Source organism: Sodalis sp. RH15 (genome assembly GCF_047324255.1).
GTDB classification, from domain to species: domain Bacteria; phylum Pseudomonadota; class Gammaproteobacteria; order Enterobacterales; family Enterobacteriaceae; genus Acerihabitans; species Acerihabitans ligni.
Genome location: NZ_CP178738.1, coordinates 2,913,856 through 2,937,329, shown reverse-complemented (window position 1 = coordinate 2,937,329; position 23,474 = coordinate 2,913,856). Strand labels below are relative to the sequence as shown.

The 23,474-nt window shown below is 55.7% G+C and carries 19 protein-coding genes and 1 tRNA gene; 10 read left to right on the top strand and 10 right to left on the bottom strand.

What is annotated here, in order from left to right:
- Positions 1 to 37: 37 nt before the first annotated feature.
- Positions 38 to 841 carry a DUF1460 domain-containing protein gene (locus ACL2XO_RS13520; protein WP_413742942.1) on the bottom strand — a complete coding sequence of 268 codons (804 nt, stop codon included), beginning with the start codon at positions 839 to 841 and terminating at the stop codon, positions 38 to 40.
- Positions 842 to 1,081: 240 nt separating this feature from the next.
- Here ACL2XO_RS13520 and ACL2XO_RS13515 point away from each other — a divergent pair, with 240 nt between their 5' ends.
- Positions 1,082 to 1,942: an MBL fold metallo-hydrolase gene (locus ACL2XO_RS13515; protein WP_413742941.1), complete on the top strand. Its 861-nt coding sequence runs from the start codon at positions 1,082 to 1,084 to the stop codon at positions 1,940 to 1,942.
- A 128-nt stretch (positions 1,943 to 2,070) separates the two neighbouring features.
- Here the strand turns inward: ACL2XO_RS13515 and ACL2XO_RS13510 are convergent, their stop codons facing one another.
- From ACL2XO_RS13510 to ACL2XO_RS13500, 3 genes are read right to left on the bottom strand one after another with little or no spacing between them, the layout of a single operon-like run.
- The gene (locus ACL2XO_RS13510) at positions 2,071 to 3,279 is read right to left on the bottom strand and encodes an MFS transporter (protein ID WP_413724286.1); all 1,209 of its coding nucleotides are present in this window, start codon (positions 3,277 to 3,279) and stop codon (positions 2,071 to 2,073) included.
- A 55-nt stretch (positions 3,280 to 3,334) separates the two neighbouring features.
- A complete protein-coding gene (locus ACL2XO_RS13505; protein ID WP_413742940.1) occupies positions 3,335 to 4,456 on the bottom strand; it encodes a mandelate racemase/muconate lactonizing enzyme family protein in 1,122 nt (373 codons plus the stop codon).
- A gap of 56 nt (positions 4,457 to 4,512) precedes the next feature.
- The gene (locus tag ACL2XO_RS13500; RefSeq protein ID WP_413742939.1) at positions 4,513 to 5,535 is read right to left on the bottom strand and encodes a LacI family DNA-binding transcriptional regulator; all 1,023 of its coding nucleotides are present in this window, start codon (positions 5,533 to 5,535) and stop codon (positions 4,513 to 4,515) included.
- Positions 5,536 to 5,749: 214 nt separating this feature from the next.
- Between ACL2XO_RS13500 and ACL2XO_RS13495 the strand changes: the two genes are divergently transcribed.
- Positions 5,750 to 7,003: a pyridoxal phosphate-dependent aminotransferase gene (locus ACL2XO_RS13495; RefSeq protein ID WP_413742938.1), complete on the top strand. Its 1,254-nt coding sequence runs from the start codon at positions 5,750 to 5,752 to the stop codon at positions 7,001 to 7,003.
- On the opposite strand, the gene ACL2XO_RS13490 is transcribed toward ACL2XO_RS13495, so the two are convergent.
- Complete coding sequence (locus ACL2XO_RS13490; RefSeq protein WP_413724282.1) at positions 7,000 to 7,938, bottom strand: threonine/serine dehydratase; 939 nt, start codon at positions 7,936 to 7,938, stop codon at positions 7,000 to 7,002. The genes ACL2XO_RS13495 and ACL2XO_RS13490 overlap by 4 nt on opposite strands.
- A gap of 173 nt (positions 7,939 to 8,111) precedes the next feature.
- On the opposite strand from ACL2XO_RS13490, the gene ACL2XO_RS13485 reads away from it, so the two are divergent.
- A complete protein-coding gene (locus ACL2XO_RS13485; RefSeq protein ID WP_413742937.1) occupies positions 8,112 to 8,570 on the top strand; it encodes an NADAR family protein in 459 nt (152 codons plus the stop codon).
- Positions 8,571 to 8,655: 85 nt separating this feature from the next.
- Here the strand turns inward: ACL2XO_RS13485 and ACL2XO_RS13480 are convergent, their stop codons facing one another.
- Positions 8,656 to 9,510, bottom strand: coding sequence for an amidohydrolase family protein (locus tag ACL2XO_RS13480; RefSeq protein ID WP_413742936.1), 855 nt, complete (start codon positions 9,508 to 9,510; stop codon positions 8,656 to 8,658).
- On the bottom strand, positions 9,510 to 10,541 hold the full coding sequence (locus tag ACL2XO_RS13475; protein ID WP_413724279.1) for a LacI family DNA-binding transcriptional regulator: 1,032 nt from the start codon (positions 10,539 to 10,541) through the stop codon (positions 9,510 to 9,512). Before ACL2XO_RS13475 ends, ACL2XO_RS13480 begins: the two co-directional genes overlap by 1 nt.
- A gap of 222 nt (positions 10,542 to 10,763) precedes the next feature.
- Here ACL2XO_RS13475 and ACL2XO_RS13470 point away from each other — a divergent pair, with 222 nt between their 5' ends.
- The 5 genes from ACL2XO_RS13470 (at position 10,764) to ACL2XO_RS13450 (ending at position 14,771) form a co-directional block, all read left to right on the top strand.
- Positions 10,764 to 11,597 carry an ATP-binding cassette domain-containing protein gene (locus ACL2XO_RS13470; RefSeq protein WP_132921854.1) on the top strand — a complete coding sequence of 278 codons (834 nt, stop codon included), beginning with the start codon at positions 10,764 to 10,766 and terminating at the stop codon, positions 11,595 to 11,597.
- Positions 11,594 to 12,652, top strand: coding sequence for an ABC transporter permease (locus ACL2XO_RS13465; RefSeq protein WP_413724278.1), 1,059 nt, complete (start codon positions 11,594 to 11,596; stop codon positions 12,650 to 12,652). The genes ACL2XO_RS13470 and ACL2XO_RS13465 overlap by 4 nt, the downstream gene beginning before the upstream one ends.
- 30 nt (positions 12,653 to 12,682) lie before the next feature.
- Complete coding sequence (locus tag ACL2XO_RS13460; RefSeq protein ID WP_203521659.1) at positions 12,683 to 13,642, top strand: ABC transporter substrate-binding protein; 960 nt, start codon at positions 12,683 to 12,685, stop codon at positions 13,640 to 13,642.
- Between the two features lie 117 nt (positions 13,643 to 13,759).
- Complete coding sequence (locus tag ACL2XO_RS13455) at positions 13,760 to 14,557, top strand: SDR family NAD(P)-dependent oxidoreductase (RefSeq protein ID WP_132921857.1); 798 nt, start codon at positions 13,760 to 13,762, stop codon at positions 14,555 to 14,557.
- A 139-nt stretch (positions 14,558 to 14,696) separates the two neighbouring features.
- Positions 14,697 to 14,771 (top strand) — tRNA-Gln (locus tag ACL2XO_RS13450).
- 85 nt (positions 14,772 to 14,856) lie between these two features.
- On the opposite strand, the gene ACL2XO_RS13445 is transcribed toward ACL2XO_RS13450, so the two are convergent.
- Positions 14,857 to 17,247, bottom strand: a complete 2,391-nt coding sequence (locus ACL2XO_RS13445; protein ID WP_413724277.1) for a glucose/quinate/shikimate family membrane-bound PQQ-dependent dehydrogenase — start codon at positions 17,245 to 17,247, stop codon at positions 14,857 to 14,859.
- Between the two features lie 167 nt (positions 17,248 to 17,414).
- A complete protein-coding gene (pqqU, locus tag ACL2XO_RS13440) occupies positions 17,415 to 19,589 on the bottom strand; it encodes a TonB-dependent receptor PqqU (protein ID WP_413742935.1) in 2,175 nt (724 codons plus the stop codon).
- A gap of 422 nt (positions 19,590 to 20,011) precedes the next feature.
- On the opposite strand from pqqU, the gene ACL2XO_RS13435 reads away from it, so the two are divergent.
- Positions 20,012 to 20,143 carry a hypothetical protein gene (locus tag ACL2XO_RS13435; RefSeq protein ID WP_279433132.1) on the top strand — a complete coding sequence of 44 codons (132 nt, stop codon included), beginning with the start codon at positions 20,012 to 20,014 and terminating at the stop codon, positions 20,141 to 20,143.
- Positions 20,144 to 20,513: 370 nt separating this feature from the next.
- Here ACL2XO_RS13435 and mltB read toward each other — a convergent pair whose 3' ends face one another.
- Positions 20,514 to 21,605 (bottom strand): lytic murein transglycosylase B, encoded by a 1,092-nt coding sequence (gene mltB, locus ACL2XO_RS13430; RefSeq protein WP_413724275.1) that lies wholly within the window; start codon positions 21,603 to 21,605, stop codon positions 20,514 to 20,516.
- A gap of 732 nt (positions 21,606 to 22,337) precedes the next feature.
- Here mltB and hybO point away from each other — a divergent pair.
- Positions 22,338 to 23,471, top strand: coding sequence for a hydrogenase 2 small subunit (gene hybO, locus ACL2XO_RS13425; protein ID WP_413724274.1), 1,134 nt, complete (start codon positions 22,338 to 22,340; stop codon positions 23,469 to 23,471).
- The last annotated feature ends 3 nt before the right edge of the window (positions 23,472 to 23,474 follow it).

Here is a 23,474-nt window from a genome sequence, read left to right as displayed (position 1 = left end):
CGGCCCCGGGGTACCGCGCCGGACACGGTCTGTTAGCCTAAATTCCCCTGAGCACCACAATACCCGGCGTTCTTTTGACGTAGGCCAGGAAAGGCGAATCCACCACTTTTCTGTTGGCCGCGCGCGAAGAGGCGTTGCGCAGCATAGGACCGCCCTCGGTCATGACAAAAATTCCGGTATGGGTGACGTCCATGCCGGCTTTAGGCGTATAGATGCCGATAAAATCCCCGTTTTTCAGGCGACGGATGACGGCGGCATTTACTGCCCTGGCCGGTATATAGGCAATATCCCGCGTCGTCACGTCAAGGGACGGGAAATATTTGCCCCCGCCGGCGGCTTGATTGAGATGTTTGGTGACGGTCACCGCATCGGGACTGACCTCGCGGGTGACATCCGTGGCGTTCAGGGGCGGCAAATGGGCCCAATCGGTGAAAAACTGTTTCCGGTGCCCGTAGCTGACGTCGCCGTCGACATAGCGGGTCTGTCGCAGATGCTCGCTAAACTGCGCCGCGTCGGAGGATTTGCTGAGGGCATAGACATAATCGAGATAGGTAAAACAATCCACGCCGTTAAAATTGATGACCAGCCGCTCCGGCACGGTATCCGACCCGATAAGCGTGCCGGCGGTATAGGGCGTGCCCAGGAACTCGGCGGAAATGGCCTTGATCGCCTCCCCTTCATCCATTGCGGCGGCGTTTGTCCCTTGACGGGCCATAAGCCGTTCAATCCGATACCGGGTAGTGCTGTCGGCATTGACCCCATTGTCCGCTTCCCGCTGATGCCCCGCGCATCCCGCCAGCGCCAGCGCTACCGCCAGCGGTAAAAAGATTTTCTTGCTCATGTTGCCGCTATCCTCCGATGGGGGCATAGCATACGCTTGTCAGGCAGCGGCGCGACGGATAAGTGTGTTGCAGTTTATGAGAAAGCATCAGGGGAGATAATTTGTCTAAAGTGTGATTTTCATTGTACTACAATGTTAAATTGAGGCGCCGCCATAAATCATCCGCTGGTTTATCCGTGCGCCAGGAAAACGGCGCGGAAATGGCAATGGCGGCCCGTAGCCAATAAGACAGAGGTTATCATGGCATTTAACATAAGAGACCGCTTAATAATCAAACAAGAAATAGAACGGACTCATCTCCCTGAAAATACCCTTGCCTTGTGGAGCCTTGGCCAGTCAGGCATGGTCATTAAAAATCATCATGGCGATGTGATAGTCATTGATCCCTATCTCAGCAGCGCCATTGAAAAAAACCATCCCGGCACGGAATTTATTCGACAGTTCCCCCCGGTGCTTGAGCCGGAAGATATCCAGGAGGCGGACGCCCTATTGGTCACGCATTTCCATGACGATCACATGGACATGGAAACCTTATGCCGGGCGGCAAATAATCGGCCTGGCCTACCGATTTATATCCCTTCCGTCGACGCGGGGGATGTGGCAGCAAAATACGCCTCTTTACGGCAGGCTATTTCCCCGGCGGTCACCCATGAAACGCTGCATATCGGCGATTTCTCCATAACGCCTCTTGCCTCCGCCCACAGCGAATATGAAAAAAACGCTCAAGGCCACCATCGTTTCATCGGCTATTTTATCGAAACCGACGGCCTCTCGTTTTATCACAGCGGCGATACCTTGGTGACCGCCGAGCTGGAAGAAGAGCTGATTCAGCTTAAACCGGACGTGATGGCCTTGCCGATAAACGGCGGTGATTATTCAAGGCTCAAACGAGGCATCGTACCCAATATGACTTCTCGAGAGGCGGCGGATTTATATAACAGTGTCGGCAGCGACTATTTATTGCCGATACATTACGATATGTTTCCCATTAATACGGATAATCCCGCTCATTTTGTCGATTATATGCTGCAACGCTATCCCGGCAGTAAATTCCATCTCACCATGCCCGGAGAACGGGTTATTTATATGAAAGGCTGCTAGGTGAATCGGGTTTTAACGCCGTCTATCCGATATATTACGCCATGATAGCTGGCCTTTCGGCCGGCCAATCATGACCGGCACTGCGTGTCTAAATGCGGCCCGGAGGTAACCGGGCTTATTGCCGCTTGTCAGCGGCTTTGGCGTGCGATGATTCGGCTGTAAGCATAGACCGCCACCCCGCCCAATATCGCCATGGCGCCGATGATGCTGAATCCCGGCAGATATGAGCCGGTGCTTTTAAACAGATAGGCCACGACGAAACCTGCTACCGTGCCGCCGCCCCCCGCGCCGATACCGTTCACCACGCCGGCCGCCGGTCCCACCGCCGCCGGCTTGACGCTGGAGGTGATGATAGACCAGATGTTGGTGGTATAGCTGCTGGTAAAATAGCCGATGGCCAAGGTGATTAACGCCATTTTCATCACCGGATTAGCGATGATCGGCAGCAGCACCAGCAACACCCCGGCCACCACCAGGCCCGATGCCGCTATGAGGCCCCGCTTCTGGCTGCGATCGCTGATATAGGACATCGGGATAGCCAATATAATCGCCAGCATATAAGGCAAAGAACTGGCGAATCCCTGCCATAATCCGGTGAATCCCAGCGACGTCACCAGCATGGGGATAAACAGCGTAATACCCCAAAAAAGCATGCCGTTGGCAAAATAGCTAAATACCAGCAACAGGAAAGGATAACCGCCCAAAGCATCAAAGGTGAGCTTTTCCGCGGGCCGCACTTCCTCCGTGGCGGTATTGCCGGCGCCGTCCGGAGACGTTTTAAGAAAAATCAAAAATAAAGGCACCACGATAAAAATACCCAGGCCGCCGGTGATATAAAATAGCCATTGCCAGCCCAAGAGATCGTAAATGGGCGTGAGGACCAGAAAGCCGATGGCCAGTGCCAGAAATTGGCCATAGAATTGAATGAGATTGGTGCCTCGGGTAATTTCATCTTTGGTAAACCAGGCCCGGGCAAAACGAAACTGCTGCGGCCAATAAATACCTTCAGCTATGCCCAAAATAATCCGGTAGATAATCAGCAGGGTCGGCGTGGTGACCCAGGCGGTGAATACCTGGGCCAGAGACCAGATTAATACCATGCTGATAATCGTTGTTTTGGGATTGAGCTTATAGGTAAGGAATCCGCCGAAAAAATTGGATAGGGCATAACCGATAAGAAAGCCGGTCAATGCCAGGCTTTTGGTGCCCGCGCCGGAAAAGCCCAGATCCCGCTCCATGCCCGGCAGTCCGATGGAGAGATTCGATCGATCAAGATAGGCTATAAATAAACCTATCATCAGCGTCACGCCGATACGGTACCATTTTGAATTACTCATGTCATATTCCATTCTTTGTAGGGTTTGTAGCGCAGTAGGGTAAGCGGCATCAGCCTTATTTCATTTCTAAATGCCTGATGAGATCCGTATCGATATCAATTCCCAGCCCGGGTTTATCCGGCACCGGGAACGACGGGCCAATCACCAAATCGGATAATTGTTCACGAATGATATTCGGCGCCCGATCGAGCTCAAGCAGCGGACGTTCCCTCACCAGGGAAGGTACCGCCACCGGGATGGCGGAAATCAGGTGCAGCGTCGCCGCCAGAGAAATCGCCGACCCCCAGAGATGGGGAAAACAGTCGACGCCGAAGGCCGTCGCCATCATGGCGATATTCAGCGCCTCCCCCAGACCGCCGCAGGCAGCGACATCCGGTTGGACAATATCCACGCAGCCCTGCTGCAAAAAGGGCCGGAAGCCAAAGCGGGTAAATTCCGACTCGCCGCCGGCAATGCGCATGTCCAGCGCGGTCCTGACTTCCCGATAGCCCTGGAAATCGTCCGGCAGCACCGGCTCTTCGAACCATGAAATATCGTATTCTTCAATCATTTTGCCGAATCGGATGGCCTCACGGACGGTGTAGGCGCGGTTGGCGTCCACCGCCAGACCAGCGCCGGGGCCGATAAGGCTGCGCACTTTGGCGACTCTCGCCGCATCCTGTTGTAGGGTCATGCCCCCTACCTTCATTTTGAACGCCTCAAAGCCCTGGGCCACAGAGGCCTCGGCGTCTTTTTCCAACGTGTCGCGATCGCCGGCGGCATAATAAAAAGAAGATGCGTAGGCCTTGATGGGGACCGCGGTATTCCCCCCCAGCAATCTCGCGATAGGCTGCCCCATTACCTTGCCGAAGATATCCCATAAGGCGATATCGATGCCGGATATGGCGGAAATCGCAATGCCTTTGCGGCCGAATTCCCGGGTGTGATTATATAAATCTTCCCAAATAGAGGCCCGCAGCAACGGATCCTGACCGATTACCAGCGGCGCGTACAGCTCATGGATCAATGCGGCATTGGCCTTCGCCGGACCGAAACACTCCCCCCAGCCGATCACACCGTCGTCGGTGATGATTTCCACCAGGCAACTGCCGCGCGTATCCCATAGCCATTGAGACATGCCGAACTGGGTTTCCAATTTCTGCACGATAACGTGCGTTTTAATCTCTTTGATACGCATATAGATTTCTCCTGCATTGCGGGTAATCGATTACCAAAACATAGAAAAAAAAGGGATTAAATCAACGTCGAATTTCGCATTATCAATTTAACGGGAAGCTCGAGGGATTCCCCTTGGGAATGCTCCGCGTCTTGCCCTAAACCGGCCAGCAGCCGCTTCGCCGCGGTGGCGCCGATTTCATAGGTCGGCTGCGCGATGACCGTCAGGCTGGGATTAGCCACCGAAGCCCATTCGGTATCATCGAAACCTATAAAGAGAAAATCCCGCGGAATGTCATAATCCAGGGATTTTGCGGCCTTCAGTACCGCCAGGGACAGCATGCCGTTGGCGGCAATAATGCCCATTCTTGCCGGGGACCGGTTTTGGCGAATAAGGTTGCCAAGCATCTCGGTAACGGGGTCAACGGCGATCTTATCGATAATATGAATCCCGCTGGCTATACCCCGCATCTCTTCCTGCGATGCCAGGGCGCGAAAAGCCTCCACGCGTTCAATTCTGGGACTGACATGGTCAATCCGCGGGCTCAGCAGCGCCAGGGAAGAACAGCCCCGCGCCAATAAATGCCCGACGGCCAGGGAAACCCCTTGGACATTATTCACCGCAACGGAATTTATCGTTCCTGTGCTTATCTTTCGTCCCACCAGAACAACCGGCATTTCGTGCGCGAGACCGGCAATCAGTTCATCATTGCCGCCGCTGGTATTGATGACGAATCCATCAACCCGTTTCGCCATCATCATTTCTATAAATTCCTTTTCTTTCGCGGACGACTCCTTGGAATTACAGACAAAAATGGTATAGCCAAACTCGGCGCAGGTTTCTTCAATCCCCTGCAAAATCGCAATGGAATACGGATTGAGGATATCCGACAGGATGACCGCGATAGTATTGCTTTTGGTGCTTCTCAGGCTGCGCGCCACATCGTTCGGCATATAGCCCATTGATTTAATGGTCTTTTCAATTCTCAGCCGGGTATCGGCGCCCATCTTATGGAATTTGCCGTTCATATAACGGGATATGGTGGCGGTAGAGACCCCCGCCGCCAGGGCCACGTCGCGTATTGCCGTAGGTTTTTTCATGATGATGAGCTTTGGTAATCGATTACCCTAATGCTATCTTGCCTTCCAACGGTAAATCTGTGATCTACTGCTCATAATTGATGTACAGATCATCGAGTTCAAAAGGGGCGCTGAAGATGACTGTCATAGTGATTTTTAAGCTAATCATTGGTAATCTTCTTTAACCCGTGACGCCGATCACTCTCCGCTGTTTTCCCATGTACAAGGCAAATTTATGTCCAGGCAAAAAGACATTCTGCCGTCCCGTGATGCCCGCAGCGCTCCGCAGGCCAGGGACAGCGTACGGGATTTGCGCTTCTCCTCCATTCGCGAGGTGGCCAATGCCGGTATCGGCAGAAGCGATATTCTGCCGTTCTGGTTCGGCGAGCCGGACCGCCCGACGCCGGACTTTATCTGCGCCGCCGCACAGGCGTCCCTGGCGGCGGGAGATACCTTCTATACCCCGAATCTGGGTGAGCCGGCGCTGCGGGATGCGCTGTCGCGCTACCTTTCCGCCTGGCACCGGCCGGTGGCCGACAGCCGAATAGCCGTCACCTCTTCCGGCGTTTCAGCGCTGATGCTGGCGGCACAGTCGCTGTATAATCCCGGTGATCGGGTAGTGGTGGTGACGCCGGTATGGCCGAACCTGGTGGAGATCCCGAAAATTCTCGGCGCGCGGGTGGAAGAAGTGCCGCTGGCGCTATGCCATGACGCGGACGGCATCTCCCGCTGGCGCCTTGATACCGATATCCTGCTGACGGCCCTGACGCCGGACTGTCGAGCGCTGGTGATCAACTCGCCGAATAATCCCAGCGGCTGGGTGATGCCCGCCTCCCAGCAAAAAATCGTGCTTGCGCACTGCCGGAAATACGGCATTTGGATAGTGTCCGACGAGGTATACGGCCGCATTCTGTTTAACGGTTTGCCGGACCGGTGCGCGCCCTCTTTTCTGGACATCGCCGATGCCGAAGACCGGCTGGTGGTCATTAACAGCTTCTCCAAAAGCTGGATGATGACCGGCTGGCGGCTGGGATGGATAGTGGCCCCGGACGCGCTGATTCATGAACTGGGGAAATTGATTGAATATAACAGCAGTTGCGCACCGGGATTTATTCAGAAGGCGGGGGTAGCGGCGGTCAACCAGGGGGAAAGCGCACTGCGTGATACAGTGGCGCGCTTCCAGGCGTCACGGGATTTTCTGTATGGTAAACTGCGGGAACTGCCGGGGATCGAAACGCCCCTGCCGGAAGGCGCCATGTACCTGTTTTTCCGGGTGGAAGGACTCAAGGACAGCCTCGCGCTGTGTAAGGCGCTGGTGGCCGAGGCCGGTTTGGGGCTGGCGCCGGGCAGCGCTTTCGGTCCCGCCGGCGAAGGCTGTATCCGCTGGTGCTTTGCCAGCTCGCTGGATAGGCTCGAGCTGGGAGTGGAGCGTTTCCGGACCTTTTTGGCCGCCGGCGGCCGGAGCCATAACCGGGCCGTTACCGGCTAAACCAGCGCGTCTTTGCCTGCGCCGCACACCAGGGCGCAGGCCTTGGCGCCGGCGGCGAGACGAACCCTGCCTGAACGCAGCGCCGCCGCCGCAGCAGCGCCGCTGAGATCCGCCGCCAGGCCGAACTCAAACCATAACCAGCGCGCAGCCGCCAGCATCTCCTCATCGGAGACCAGCACTACCTCATCTACCGCTTGGCGGACCTGTTCAAACACCCGCGCATCGGTACGGCCGCAGGCCATGGTGGCCACTTTTGTGGTCACCGCCGGTAAGCTGACGACATCACCCGCCTGCAGGCTGGCATAGAGGGTGGGCGAACCCTCCGGTTCAATACCGATAATACGCACCGAGGGTTTCAGGCTTTTCAACGCCGCCGAGATGCCGGATATCAACCCGCCGCCGCCTATCGCCACCAAAATCACATCCAACTCCGGCAGCTGTTCCAGAATTTCAAGGCCCAGGGTACCCTGACCGGCAATCACCGCCGGATCGGCGAAAGGATGAAAATAGGCGCACTGATGCTCCTTGGCGTAGGCCAGCGCATTGACATTGGCCTCGTCCCAGACGTTGCCCACGACATGCACAATCGCGCCCCAGGCCGCCAGTTTGTCCAGCTTTTCCCGGCTGGTGGTGGCGGGAACGAAGATATTGGCCGGCACCTTCGCCATCGCCGCCGCCCGCGCCACCGCCAATCCATGATTGCCCCCCGACGCGGTCACGATTCCATGGGTTAACTGCGATTCCGGCGTGACCAACAGCCGGTTGGTGGCGCCGCGCACCTTGAATGATCCCGTTGGCTGCAGGCATTCCAATTTAAGCCAAAGCTCGGCTTCGGTGATATTTTCAAACAGGGCCTCGGCTTTAATCAGCGGCGTGCGGCGAATGAAAGGCGCAATGCGTTCCGCCGCGGCTTGGATATCAGAAAGTGCAAACATTTAACCACCGATGAAAAGTTGAGTAATCGATTACGTTAAATTATTAACACGTATGCTGAACGTATTTCAAGGTTTTTGCCATTTTATTTTAACCTGGGCCGGGCTTGACGAATGAAGATATTGTTTTTATAACTGAGACGCCCAAAAACCCTTTTTTCAGGTAAACGAAATATATGGACACCATTTATTTTTACGATCCGCGGCGGGGAGAATTTTGCTTTCTCAGCAACCTGCACCCTCGCCCGCTGGTGTTTGCCGGCACGGAATATGACACACCGGAACATGCTTTCCAGGTCGAAAAAGCCCTGTTCCCTCGGATCAAAAACTGGCTAAAACAGGCGCCGACGCCTGAGCTGGCGGCGGTGGCCGGCGATGCCCTGACCGAAGAAGAAACGGTGCCGGACTGGGCAAACATTTGTGTCGAGGTGATGTCCTCCATCGTTAGGGCTAAATTCGACGGCGCGGAGGATTTAAAGCAGTGTTTATTAGCCACAGGGGATCGTAAATTAGCGGAGTGTTCCCCCATTGACGGCGAGGTAGCCCGCTTTTGGGGAGAATATCAGGGCCAGGGAGAAAACCGGCTGGGCAAAATTTTAATGGCGCTGCGTGCGGCTTATCGCAGCGAAAAATAAGCCGCACCGGCGAAGGTTATTTTAAAAAAGCGACGCTTCGTCCACTCTTTTGATTCAATCCATGCTTTATTGAATTAAGCCTTTTTCAACTCAGCTTATAGGCGGATACGGCATTTTCACGATAAAACCGCCGCCGTTCCTGGTCTGAACATCCGGTCAAAATCTCATCCATCACCGCCACCCAGCGGGGATAGTCGGCGCCAAGATTAAGCACCGGCCAATCGCTGGCGAACAGTATCCGCGAAAAACCGAATTGTTCGACAACGTGCTCGATATAGGGCCGGATTTGCGCCAGGGTCCAGTTCCTGCGATCGGCTTCGGTGGTGACGCCGGTAATTTTGCACACCACGTTGGGCAATTCGGCGATGGCCGCTATTTGTTTATCCCAGGGCGTATAGAGCCCGGCGGCGATATCCGGTTTGGCGATATGATCGAGCACGAACCTGACGTTCGGGCAGCGGCGCACCAGTTCGGTGGCGCTGGCCAACTGGTGATGGCGGATGCAGATATCAAAGCTGAAATCGAACTTCGCCAGCCGCTGTACCCCTTCGATAAAATTGGGCCGCAGGCAGTAGTCCGGTTCCTCATGATACTGGAGCAGCCGGCGGATGCCGCGCACCGCGCCGATTTCAGCCAGCCGCTCAAGCTCCTCTTCCACCGCGGCCCCTTTTTCCAGCGCGGCGCAAGCGACAATGGCGGCGATGCGGGGATCCTCCCCCCTCAGTTGCTCCACGAACCGGACTTCATCCAGCTTTTGATGCTGGGCGACATCCACCTCGATGAAAATCATTTTTTCCACCTCGACGCCGCCGCAGGCCAGGGAATAATCATCCGGCATGTACCGTCCCTGAATCTGCGGCACATCGTTCAGCCAAGGATAGTCCAACTGCCGCTGGTCGTAAAAATGCACGTGGGCGTCTATCAAGGGGAAACCAGGCATTACTTTTTCTCCTGCGGTGAGGTATCGGGATGAACAGGCCGGGACGCAACGCTATTGCGCAGTAATAATTCCGTATTAAGCACAATCCGTTCAGGGGAAGGCGGAATATCGGCGGACAAGGTTTTCAATAAACGCTCCGCCGCTATTCGGCCTAATTGGTAAATGGGCTGCCTGATGGCGGTAATCGCCGGTTTGAAAATCGAATACCATTCCATATCATCGAAACCCACCAGGGAAAAATCATCGGGAATGATAAATCCCTGTTCAACCAGCTCGGTGATGGTGCCCATGGTCATCAGATTATTGGTAATAAAAAACGCGCTGATATCCCGGTTATTTTGCAATAGGGATTTCACCGCCCGGCGCCCGCCCTCATAGGTGGAATCACTGGAAAAAATCAGATGCTCCGGCACGGTAAGACCCTGGGCGCTGAACGCGTCGTAATAACCCGCCAGCCGTTCCTGGTCAAACGAGGCCTGCAGGGAGCCCGTGACGATAGCGATATTTTCATGCCCCTGCCGGATAAGATAATCGATGGCGTTTTGCGCCCCTTGCCGGTTATCCACCACAATGGTATCCACCGCCGTGTCTTTAATCTCGCTGTCAACCAGGATAACTTTCAGACCATGTGCCATGGCGCTTAAAATATGATCGTTGGTACTGGCTGAACTGGACATGATCACGGCGTCCACCTGTTTTTCCATCATCAGCCTGAGCAGCCTCGTCTCTTCCTCTACCTTGTTGTCGGTATTGGCCAGCAATATGCTAAATCCCTCCGGCCGCAGAATGTCTTCCACTCCACGGGCCAGTCCGGCAAAAAAGGGGTTGGCGATATCCGCCAAAATCAGGCCGACGGAATAGGTTTTTTCCTTGCGCAAACTGGCGGCCACTGAATTGACGACATAACCCAGTTGTCTGGCGGTCTGCAGCACATGTAGCGCGGTGGCCTCCGAGGTACCGGCTTTCAAGCCGGCCAACACCCGTGAGACCGTCGCCGATGAAACGCCCGCTTCGAAAGCGACATCCTGCATTGTTGGTTTCTTCCGCCCTTTCACACCATCCCCCTTTTCCTCGATCCCTACTGCATCGCACAAGCGATGCGAAAAGTAAATAGCCGGGCATTTTCAAATAATTCTTGACACTTTTATTACCCGCCCCTAATTATAACGTAATCGATTAACGTAATCGATTACTCAACACCCTAAACAGGGATTTTTTTACTCACTGCTGACTTTCTGAGTAGGAACTTGAATATGACGTTTTCACAATCAGGGTCGTTACCGACGCAGTCCGGTACTGCGGGAGCCTCACCTCCGCCAACGCTTCTTCATCACGAGGCGGCGCTGCAGGCCATCGATATTGTGAAGAATTTCGGTTCTCTCAATGTCTTGCGTGGAGTATCGGTTTCGCTGTTCCGCGGTGAAATTACCGCCATCGTCGGGGATAACGGGGCGGGGAAATCCACTTTTATGAAAGTGCTATGCGGGGAGCATATTCCTGACGGCGGCCAGCTCTGCGTTAACGGCAAGGAAGTACGGCTGCGTTCGACCCAGGACGCCCAACGATATGGTATCGAAACGGTCTATCAGGATTTGGCCCTCGCCCCTGATTTATCGGTGGCGGAGAACGTCTATCTGGGCCGCGAGCTGCCGGCAGCCGGCTGGCGCGGCACGCTCGGCATGCTGGACCGGGCCGCCATGCAGGCCAGTACCGCGGAAACCCTGCGCGAGCTGGGGGTGACGTTGAAAACCTACCGTACCACCACCAAAAGTCTTTCCGGCGGCCAGCGTCAAGGGGTGGCCATTGCCAGGGCCATCAAGTGGGCGCGTCACGCCATCATGCTTGATGAACCCACGGCGGCGCTGGGCACACTGCAGCGGGAAATGGTTTATCGGGCCATTCGTGCGGCGGCCAAGCGCAATCTGGCAGTGCTGTTGATTTCCCATGACTTGCCGCAGGTGCTGGAAATCGCCGATCGCATTATCGTCATGCGCCAAGGCAGGGCCATTGCGAATCTGCTCCCCTGCGACGTCACCGTGCGCGATGTGGTGGATGTCATGCTTGGCGCAAAAGAGGTAACACAATGAGCGCACCGTCCCATGAAGAAAATCTGTCCCCATTGGCCAGTACCGACCGTTCCACCTGGTTCTCCAGATTATGTGAACATACCGCGTTCTGGATGCTGTTGATATTGCTGGGCCTGGTATTTGTCTTTTCGCTGATTTCCCCCAATCATGCTTTTTTCAGCGTCAGCAATTTTTTTACCATTGCCCTCAATGCCTCCCAGTTGGTGCTGCTTGCCGCCGGTATGACCTTCTTGCTGGGTTCCCGGGAATTTGACCTGTCGGTGGGAGCCAACGTGGTGCTGTCTTCGATCCTGGCGGCCAAAACCATTACCGGACTTGCCGGTAGCCCCGATCAAGTCGCCATGGGGGATTATCCCAATTTGACGGTGGCCATTATCGCCGGCGTGGCCGTTGCGCTGCTGACCGGAACCCTGTTCGGGCTGATTAACGGTCTGGTGGTGACGCGGCTGAAAATCAGCTCGTTTCTGGTGACGCTCGCCACCACCACCGTGGGTCTGGGTATCGCCCTGGTTATCACGCACGGCGCCAATGTTCCCGACATCCCGCGCCTATTGCAGATTTCATTTGCCACCAACAAGATTTTCGGCGTGATTCCCCTGCCGGTGGCGGTGTCGCTGATTATCGTTTGCCTGCTCTGGTACATATTATCCAAAACCCGGTTCGGCACCCATACGCTGGCGCTGGGTTCTTCCCCTAACGCTGCCAGGCGCGCGGGGATAGATATCAATTCCCATTCTCTGTATCTCTTTAGCCTGATGGGATTGTTATGCGGCGTTGCCGCCGTACTGGATATCTCCCGCTTCGCCACCACCAATATCGGCGGCCATCAAACCGATAATCTGCAGGCGGTGGCGGCGGCGGTCATCGGCGGCACCAGCCTGTTCGGCGGCATCGCCTCAATGTCAGGCACCGTTATCGGTACCCTGATACCGGTAGTACTCAGTACCGGACTGGTCATTATGGGACTGGATTCCTTTTACCAACTCATCGTTGTTGGACTGATTGTGATTGTGGCCGTGTATATCGATCAGCGTAACCGTCAACGCAGCGTTTAAACCCCCTCTCAACATGTAAAGGAAAGTGCCATGAATTTACGCCTGGGAATATGTATTGCCGCCTTATTGGCTTCAGGGTCCGCGCTGGCGGAAAAACCGGTGAATATTGCCTTCCTGCCCGGTCAGGTGGGGATACCTTTTTATTCAACCATGCAGTGCGGCGCGCAAAAGGCCGCCAAGGAATTTAACGTGGCGCTGAGCTGGAACGGCCCGCCGGATTGGGATATTGCGCTGCAACAGCCCTTTATCGATGCGGCGTTACAGCTGCACCCGGCGGCGGTTGTCCTGGCCCCCACCGACGGCAACGCCCTGATTACCCAGGTTGCGGAGCTGGAAAAGCAAGGCACGCCGGTCATTACGGTGGATGCGCCGCTGAATAAGCCGGTGGAGACCCAAAGCATCCAGTCCAATCACTATCTGGGCGGGGTCGCCGCGGCCAAGGCCATGGCGGAAGTGGCGGGCGTCAGCGGAACATTTTTGGCGGTGGGGATGCGTCCCGGATTACCGGATATCGATGCGCGGGTGAAGGGTTTTACCGATACCTTCAAGAAAGAGTATCCGCAGGCAAAACTCCTGCCGGTTATCTATCCCGAAACCAGTTCCACCAAAGCGGCGCAGCAAGTGGCGGCGGCTCTGCAGGCCAATCCCGATCTCAAAGGGGTCTATGTGACCCATTCCGCCGCCGCCACCGGCGCCTCCTCGGCTATTATGGAAGCGGGTAAACGCGGTACGGTTAAACTCATTTCCTTTGATGGGGATCCGCAGGAGATCCGTGATTTGAAAGACGGCATTTACGATGCGCTGATTATTCAACAGCCCTACCAGATGGGATATCAGTCCGTGAAATTAGCCGCGGAACTTGCCCGTAAGCAAATCAATAAAGCGCAGGTGCCCCATGATAACCTGCTGCCTTTTGTGATTGCCACGCAGAAAAACATCAATGATCCGGCGGTGCGTCAATATTTTTACCAGACCAGTTGCAAGTCTTGATGCCTCACGTCAGTTACAGCGAGTTTGTTAAACCAGCCGCAGGTTTTAATCGATGAATTTATCAATATCGAGCGATTAAAATGGGCAGCGTAAATTTGTTATTAAGGTGGATTCTTAATGGAAAGTGATTTAGCAGATCGCGTAGCCATTATTGTGGGAGCGGCCAAGGGAATTGGCCTGGCGATGGCCCGTGTTTTTTCCCGCGAGGGCTGTTGTGTTGTGTTGGGGGATATCGACATCGAGCGCGGCCGGCAGTTGGCCCGTGAACTGGGCGAAGACAAAGCGGTATTCCAGTATGCCGACGTCGCCAGCAAAAACGATATGGACCAGTTGGCGGCCTTGGCGGTCCGCCGCTTTGGCAAGGTGGATATTCTGCTGCAAAACGCCGGCATTTATCCCTCCTGTCTGCTGGAAGAGCTATCCCTCGAGCAGTGGCAGCATGTCTTGACGGTAAACCTGACCGGGACCTTCCTGGCCATGCAGGCCTGCCTGCCGGTTATGCGGGCGCAGGGAGGCGGCCGCATGATTTTCACCTCGTCCATCACCGGGCCGCGGGTGGCCAATCCGGGCGTGGGGGCCTATGGGGCGAGCAAGGCGGGCATCAATGGCCTGATTCGCTCCGCCGCGCTGGAATTCGCCCCCTACGGCATTACGGTGAACGGTATCGAACCGGGCAATATCATCACCGAAGGGTTAACCGCGGGCCGTAGCCAAAGTTTTATCAGCAATATGGAAGAATCCATTCCCCTGGGACGTTTAGGCAGTCCGGAAGACGTGGCCGCCGCCGCGGTCTTCCTGGCTTCTTCCGGGGCGTCTTATATCACAGGCACCACGATTGTGGTTGACGGAGGACAGATCCTGCCGGAAAGCAAAGATTTTAATGACCGGACGCAATTTTTCACGGAAAAACCCTAACGCGAATCCTCGGCAAAAGCCGAAGACAAGAGTTATCCTATTACTATCGGTTTTGCCGTTTGGCATGCTTTAGGGAAATGCCGGAAACGACGTTCCTGTGGAAAATCATTGCCGGCCAGACATCGTGATGCCGAAGCGACGGGATGTAGCCGAGGGGTTAAGGCAGTGGATCTTGATTCCACGAACGGGGGTTCGAATCCTTCCATCCCGTCCATTTTTCCAACGTAAAAGGCCCCCCGTATCTCAAACGGAGGGCCTTTTTTCGCATTAACGGTTCTCGGGCGTCGCCGCGGCAGCGGTTATTTGGCGTCCGGCAGGGCGTAGGCGATAATATAATCCCCCAGCTTGGTGCCGAAGGAGCCATGGCCGCCGGCTGAAATCACCACATATTGCTTACCGTTTGCCTCATAGGTCATGGGCGTCGCCTGGCCGCCCGCCGGCAGGCGTTGCTGCCACAGCATATCCCCATTGGCGACATTGTAGGCGCGCAGATAATTATCGGCGGTGGCCGCGATAAAGGCCACGTTGCCGGCGGTGGAAATCGGTCCCCCCAGCATCGGCATACCCATCTTGAACGGCAGCGGCAGCGGCGAGCTGTCCCGTACCGTACCGATGCGTTTTTTCCACACAACCTCGTTGGTCTTCAGGTCAAGAGCCGCCATATAACCCCAGGCCGGCTGCTTGCAGGGTAATCCCAGGGGCGACAGGAACGGGTTCAGCGTCACGCCGTAAGGAATACCGTATTGCGGCTGCACGCCGGTTTCGGTGCCGCTGCCCTTGGCATTGGCGTCGGGTTCAATGGGATTGCCCGGCCCGCGCGGGATAAGCTTGGAGACAAACGGCAGCGCCATGGGATTCATCACCGCCACCTGCCGGTCGGTATCAACCGAAATACCACCCCATTCGAACATGCCCAGATTGCCCGGGAAGACCAGCGTGCCCTGCTCGGAGGGCGGCGTAAACGGTCCCTCGTAACGCAGACGGTGGAATATCACGCGGCACACCAGCTGATCGTACATGGTGGCGCCCCACATATCCTTGTCGGTCATGTTCTGTTTGGGCCGGAAAGTCAGATCTGAGTACGGCTGGGTGGCTGCGACGTGATCGCCTTTAGCCGCCCCTTGCGGTACCGCCGTTTCCGGCGCGGGAACCACCAGTTGGCCGTTGCGGCGATCGAGGACGAAAATATTGCCGGTTTTCGCCGGCACATAAATCACCGGGACTTTGTTGCCGTTCTCATCGTTAATGTCCGCCAGGGTCGGCTGCGCCGGCACGTCCATGTCCCACAAATCGTGGTGGACCGTCTGATAGAACCAGGCCAGTTTGCCGGTGGTGGCGTTCAGCGCCAGCATGCCGCTGGCGTACCGTTCCATATCCGGGGTGCGGTTACCGCCCCAGATGTCGGGGGTTTCCACGCCGATGGGCAAATAGACCAAATCCAGCTGCGCGTCATAGGCGGCCGGAGCCCAGGAGTTGGGAGAATTCGCCGTATACAGCTGCGGCCCTTCCGGCAGCAGATTGGGGTCCTTGCTGCCGGGGTCGAATGCCCACAGCAGCTTGCCGCTGTCCACGTCAAAACCGCGGATGACGCCGGAGGGCTCGCGGGTGGAGTAGTTATCCGTGACCGCGCCGGCCACCACGATGACTTTATCAGTCACCACGGGCGGCGAGGTAGGTTCATAGGCGCCGGCCTTGGCGTTCGGCATATTATTTTGCAGGTTCAATTTGCCGTTATCGCCGAAACCGGGGCAAAGCGCGCCGGTCTGTGCATCCAGGGCATACAGATTGCCGTCGTTCACCGGCAGCAGGATACGCCGGGAACACAGGGCCGGAGCCGCGGCCTGGGCGTTAGACTGCGCCGCTGCCGGGGTTTCATGATAAGACACGCCGCGGCAGGTCACATGCTGGAAGGAAGGATCGCTTTTGAGTTTGGGATCGAAAGTCCATTTTTCCTTGCCGGTGGCCGCGTCCAGTGCGAACAGCTTCTGGTGCGACGTACACAGATAGAGCGTATCGCGGATCTTGATCGGCGTAACCTCGCTGGTGAACTCCAGCGGATCGCTGGTGGTTTTCAAATCACCGGTGCGGAATGTCCAGGCTTCCTTTAGCTGGCCGACGTTTTTGTCATTGATTTGCGTCAGCGGGGAGTAGCGCGTCCCTTCCTGGGTACGGCCGTACGCCGGCCAGTCGCCGTCAGGAATAGCCGAAGCCGCTTTCGCGACGGCGGCGGTCTGATCGGCGCTCAGGGTACCGTTGATCTCCTGGGGATCGTTGAAAACCGAATACACCAGCACCACCACGGTAACCAGCAGCGAGGCCAGCAGGGCGACCCGCGCCCCGCCGCTTCCCACCATCAGCGCATGATATATAAAGGGTAGCGTTAACCATAGGCCGAAGAAAAACACCACATCCAGACGCGGCGTCAGCGCCCAGAAATCAGAACCGACTTCCCACAGGCCCCAAATGGTGGTGCCGAGCAGGAAAACCGCATAGAGCAGCAGCGCCGAAGTCCGGCGCCGGTACAAAAGCCAGGCGGTGAGCAGCATCACCAGGCCGGCGATAATATAATACCCAGAGCCGTGCAGTGTGAGCAGCCAAATGCCGCCAATCAACAGATACAGGCCGCTGAGCGCGGCAAACAATACCGTTATGATAATCAGCAGCCGTGAACCCCATCCCTTCTCTTCCATAATAGTAACCTTACTAAGATTTAACTTCATCGATGTTAAGCGTAAGACAAATTGCCAAAAAAACTCATTTGATAGCTAATTATTCCTTTGGGCACTGCCGATTGGCCCCGGCCGCCGTGAATAACAGGGCGGTTTTCAGACTTTTTCCTGGTCCGCCGGGTCCTGCGTTACTCAAAACGGTAGGCCAGATTCAGTCCGCCGCCCCAGTTGCGGCCGGGCGACGGTTCAAAATAGCGGCCGTTGCCTTCATTGACGATGACCGAGCCCACATAACGCCGGTCGAACAGGTTATCCACCCGGCTGAACAGGTCTAGCGACCACCGGTCCCAGATAAAACGATAACCGGTATCCAGACTGGTTACGGTATAGGCCGGCGCCTGCGCGGTATTGGCATCGTTGGCCTGGATATCGCTCATATAGCGAATCTCGGCGCCGGCATGCCAGCCCTGTTCCGGTAGCCACTGCAGCGAGGCGTAGCCCATGTTGCGGGCGATCCCCGGCAGGCGGTTGCCGGCGGGAACCACCTCATCCGCGCTGCACTGGCCCGAACCGCAGGTGTCGTTACGGTAGGTGGCATCCAGCAGGGTCCAGGCCATTTTAAGCTGCCAGTTGAGCGCGAACTGCTGATCCAGCGACAGCTCGACGCCGCGACGGCGGGTTTTTCCGGCGTTGGTATAGCTGGTACGCCCGCCGAGGCTCTGTGCCACCACCAGTTCATTGTCGGTGTTGGTCTGAAACAGGGCGGCGGTCACCAGCCCGTTGCCGATGCGTTTTTTAGTGCCCAGTTCGAAGGTGTCGCTGGTGGTGGGCTTCAGGCCGGTATTGAGTCCCGGCAGGCTGTCGGGCCGATAGGAGAGTTCGTCGATAGAAGGCGTTTCAAAGCCGCGGCCGGCGGAGAAGTAAAGATTCCAACCGGGACTGAGGGCATAATTCAGCGAGCCCATGGGCAAAAGCTTGTGATAACGGGCGCTGCCGCTGTCATTGCCGTTGCCCGCGGTGATGTAGTAATCATGGGAATCAAAATTCACCGTGCTGTAGCGCAGCCCGGCATCCAGCGTCCAGCGCGGGGCGAGTTTCCAGGTGGTCTGCAGATAGGGGTCCAGGTTCCACATGCGGTTTTTCTCGTTCCGCCGCTGGTCGCCCTTCTCGCCGTAATCCGGGGCGCCGTCCTGTTCAATAAAATTTTCAAAGCCCTGGCGCCGTTCGGTCATGGTTTCATAATCCAGTCCGCCGGTGAAGGTCACCGGTACCGGCCCCATGCTGCCTTCATGTTTCCAGCGGGTATCGATGCCCTGGTATTTCCGTTCAAGCACGATCACGCCGCCGGACTGGGTGGGACTGAGCTGCGTCGCCATGGGGATGGATTGATACTGGGTGGTATGCCGCTCACCGTGATAAGCCATTACCGAGAGTTCATCATTATCGCTCATCTGGCGCTGATAACGCAGGCCGGCCTGGGTCTGATCGATGGATTTGCGGGTATCGTACTGCTCCCCCCGCGGCGACTGCCGGGGATTGTCATGCCACTCGTCCTCCGTCAGCCCGCCCGGATCGTTGGCATCCACGGACAGGCTATTGAACATCAGCGTCAGCGTGCTGGCGTCATCCAAACGGACCCCGAGCTTGGCGTTACCCAGGTTTTTCTGCGCTCCGCTGTGGTCGCGGTAACCCTGGGTGGTAAAACGCGAGGCGGATACCGAGTAATTCACGTCACCGGCACGGGTGCCGTCGCCGGTGGCGCCGCTGGCCTTGACGCTATTGCGCCAGGTGCCGTAACTGCCGTAATAGGTGCCGGCCTCAAGGGTATCGGGCTGCGACCCGGTCTGGCTCTCCACGTTTACCACGCCGCCGGAGGCATTGCCGTACAACGCCGAATAGGGCCCGCGCAGCACCTCGATTTTATCCACCGAATTGAGATCAATATTCGACGTCTGGCCCTGCCCGTCAGGCATGGTGGCCGGGATGCCGTCAACATAGATGCGCACGCCGCTCACGCCGTACGTGGATCGGCTGCCGAAACCGCGCACCGACAGCTGGAGATCCTGCGCGTAATTTTGCCGGTTTTGAATTTGCAGGCCCGGCACGCTGCCCAAGCCTTCCGACAGGTTCACCCTTGGCCGGTCGCCGCGCAGGTCCTCGCCGTTCACCACGCTGACCGACGCTGGTGTGTAGAGTTCCGACAGTCCGCCGGGCCGCTGGATAACCATGATGGTAGTGGATTGCGATGCTTTGGCGCCGGGCCCGGCGGCAAGCGGGGCGGATTGCGCTATACAGAGGGTTACGGGCTGTAACAGAAACATCGGGGTTAATAAAAAAGCCGTCTTTGTCTTCAATGGAGTCATTCAATGATGAGAGTTAAAACTTCATTTACGCTTCTCAATGTCGCCAGGACCGAGGAAAGCCACCCAGACGCCGTGTCTCTACGGCGTTGAAAACGCATCAATACGGCTAAAGTATAGAAAGAGTTTTGCAACTTGCTGTGTTTTAAGCACAATAATACGGTTGACTTCGATTGTTTTCAGGGATCCGTCCAATTAACGGTTAGCTTAAAAATTATTACCATCATTAAAAATTCCACAGGTTTTATAACATTACCGTCTTATTGGCAAAACCGGCAATTTAATAGCGGCCGCCGAATTTTTCCACAATAAAAATAATTTCATTTCTCCCTCTCATAGCGCTTGAAATAATTTTTCAAAGGCACATGATATGCCCAGAGGAAAGTTCCAATGTCGGAACGACCTTACTATGCAAGGTATATAGAATGTCCAAGAATGACAAAAATGCTAAATCAGGTTCTGCTAAGGGTAACGATCAGCAGAAGAATCAAAAACCGGCCGCTAACGAAAAAGCAGCAGCAGAAGCAACTCAAGCCTCTGATAAAAGAAAGAAATAATTGAATAGTGGGGCTAAGGCCGCAAGGCCGTAGCCCTGTTCAGCTGGTGATGGGGCTTATGCTTTAAAAGGCAGGGTCTTTTTTTTTGCCCTTTATTTATAAATAATAAAATAAGAGGATTTAGGATATATCCTAAATAACCGGCTGCTCGCTGCATACTTTACCTATTAAGCTGTAATTTCAAGCTTCTCTGTGAATTTTAATTTAAACGGAGAGTCGCTGCATTAACAATAATATCCTTCCAGCATATATCCTTTAATATCACTTTCAGCTTTTCCCCCGGCGCGTCCTTGTAAAACTGCTCTACATCACCCTGTCCTAAGCGATAAAAAAACCAGGGCAATCCGCCCCGGTTTTTCCGCTAAGGCGATCAGTTCGACGCCAGCATATTGCCCTGGCGCGCCTGGTTTACCGCCTCGCCCAGTTGCCATACCGCCATGGCATAATGGGTGCTGTGGTTATAACGGGTAATGGCATAGAAATTCGGCAGTCCGTACCAATATTGGTAGCGGTTGCCCAGATCAAGGCGCAGCAGGCTGGCTTCCTGATAGCCCTGCAGCGAACCCTGCGGACTCAGCCCCGCCGCCGCAAGGGTGGAGACAGAGTAGCGGGTATCGTAACCCTGACCATATCCCGGGGCCTGGCCAATGGCCGGTATCGCTACCGCGCCGCCGCGCGCCCAGCCATGGGCCTGGAAGTAATTGGCCACGCTGCCGATGGCATCCACCGGATCCCACAGGTTGACATGTCCGTCGCCGTTGAAATCCACTGCATAACTCTTAAAGGAGGACGGCATAAACTGACCATAGCCCATGGCGCCGGCATAGGAGCCGCGCAGCGAGAGCGGGTCATCCCCTTCGCTGCGCGCCATCAGGAGGAAAGTTTCAAGTTCACCGGCAAAATAATCGGCGCGCCGCGGATAGGCGAAAGCCAGCGTGGCCAGGGCATCGATGGTGCGTGTTTTGCCCATCACCCTGCCCCAGCGGGTTTCCACCCCGATAATGCCGACAATGATCTCCGGCGGTACGCCGTAAATCTGGTAGGCCCGCTGCAGGGCATCTTCATACTGATTCCAGAAAGCCACGCCGTTTTGCACATTGTCGGGAGTAATGAACTTACCGCGATAACGGAGCCAGGCGCCATTGGGAACCGTTGACGGCGGCCCTGACGGCGCCTGTTGATCCATCAGCCGAAGCACCCAGTCCAATCGTTTGGTCTGAGCCAAAACGTCATGGAGCTGTTGCCTTTCGAAGCCGTGTTCGGCCACCATTTTATCCACAAAGCGGTCCACCGCCGGGTCGGCTGCGAAATCGCCGTTTGCAAGCAGGCCGCTGTGATCGGGCTGGAGCAGAAAACCGCCCGGCGAAACGGCGCCCAACGGCGCTTCGGCGGGGGGCACCGGTTTACTGCTACAGGCGGAGAGTAAAGCGAACAAAGGCACTAATGCAGCCAGGTAACGCATCGGGTATCCATAGACCAGGCAAGTTGAAGTGGCTGTTATGGTAAGCCATTGTCATGGACTAAAAAACCGAAATATATTATTGAGCCCCTGGCAGGAACATGTTGTAACATTTTGCCGAAAACGGTCATAAACGACTCGGGTGTAGCCGTCCGCAGGCAAATTATCACTAAAGTAAATTATTCCGTATCATAGAGATCGAATAGCGTTAATTGAGGGTCTGCCCATCGTCCGGACTTATTCAATTAAGAAATCCACCCATCCTTTCCGCTGAATAATGAGCGATAAAATGCCATTTCCCGATCTTTTGTTCATTCAAAGGCCATGCATTAATGGAGCGCGATAGGCTATTCCCAGGCGCTTTATCCTAAATAATTTGAGTTGCAGATGACAAAACTCTCATATTAATAGTATCTTGTTGTTTTTTAAGTTAATAAGCCTCTTAAGCGGCTTTTCCGACGCAGCTATGACCTCAGTCTAGGTTCTCTTAAATAAATGGCATTAAAAATTAGCTGGCACGATTTAGCACTCAGAAAATATTTTAAAATTGCTTTTATCACTCAACAAAAATCATTTCCTTTGTCACCCGCTAGATTAAATGAAATTAATATAGGAAAACCTCATTTTATTTGATGCAGATTAACGTGTGAAGGATTCCCGGGTATTAAATTGGCAGCTCGCTCATAAAGCCATCGCCACAGGCGCGGAAAAACTAGAACAATAAGGATGATAAACATGGCCGGGGAAAATCAGCTGCTTTCCCAAAAGAGTATCAACCGCCGTGATTTTATGAAACTCTGTGGGGCTCTGGCCGCCACCATGGGGCTCAGCACCAAGGCCGCCGCCGAAATGGCCCTCTCGGTAAGCTCCCCCCGCCGGCCGCCGGTTATCTGGATCGGCGCCCAGGAGTGTACCGGCTGTACGGAGGCGCTGCTGGCCGCAACGCACCCGACCCTGGAAAATCTCTTGCTGAACGTTATCTCGATGGATTATCACGAGGTACTGTCTTCCGCCTTCGGCGAACAGGCCGAGCAGAACAAAAACCAGGTGATGGAGCAATACCGGGGAAAATATATCCTGGTGGTGGATGGTTCCATCCCCCTCAAGGACGGCGGGATTTACTGCATGGTGGCCGGTAAACCGGTGGTGGAACACATCCGCGCCGCGGCGGCAAACGCGGCGGCGATTATTGCCATCGGCTCTTGCTCCGCCTGGGGCGGCGTGCCATCCTCCGGCGACAATCCCACCGGCGCCGCCAGCCTGCAGGAGGCTCTGCCCGGAAAAACGGTGATCAATATTCCGGGTTGTCCGCCCAATCCCCACAATTTCCTGGCTACGGTAGCCCATATCATTACTTGGCAGCGTCCGCCGGCACTGGATAATCTTAATCGCCCCGCCTTTGCCTACAGCCGGCTGATCCATGAAAACTGCGAGCGCCGCCCTCATTTCGACGCCGGCCGCTTTGCCCGGCGGTTCGGCGACGACGGCCACCGGCAGGGCTGGTGTCTCTACCACCTCGGCTGCAAAGGCCCGGAAACCTACGGCAACTGTTCCACCCTGCAATTTTGCGATGTGGGGGGAGGGATTTGGCCGGTGGGCATCGGCCATCCCTGCTACGGCTGCAACGAGAAGGGGGTAGGCTTCACCAAGGGCATTTCCCAATTGGCCGATGTCGCCAATCCCACCCCGCGGGTGGATAAGCCCGCGGTACACAAAACCGAAGGCGGAAAGATTTCCCTCACCGCCATGGGACTGATTGGCGGCGTGGTGGGAGTGGTGGCGGGAGTCAGCCTGATGACGGTGCGGGAGCTGGGGCGACAGCAGAAACAGCATCGCGAAGATGACGACCGTACGCCGCGGGGGAAATAAGCC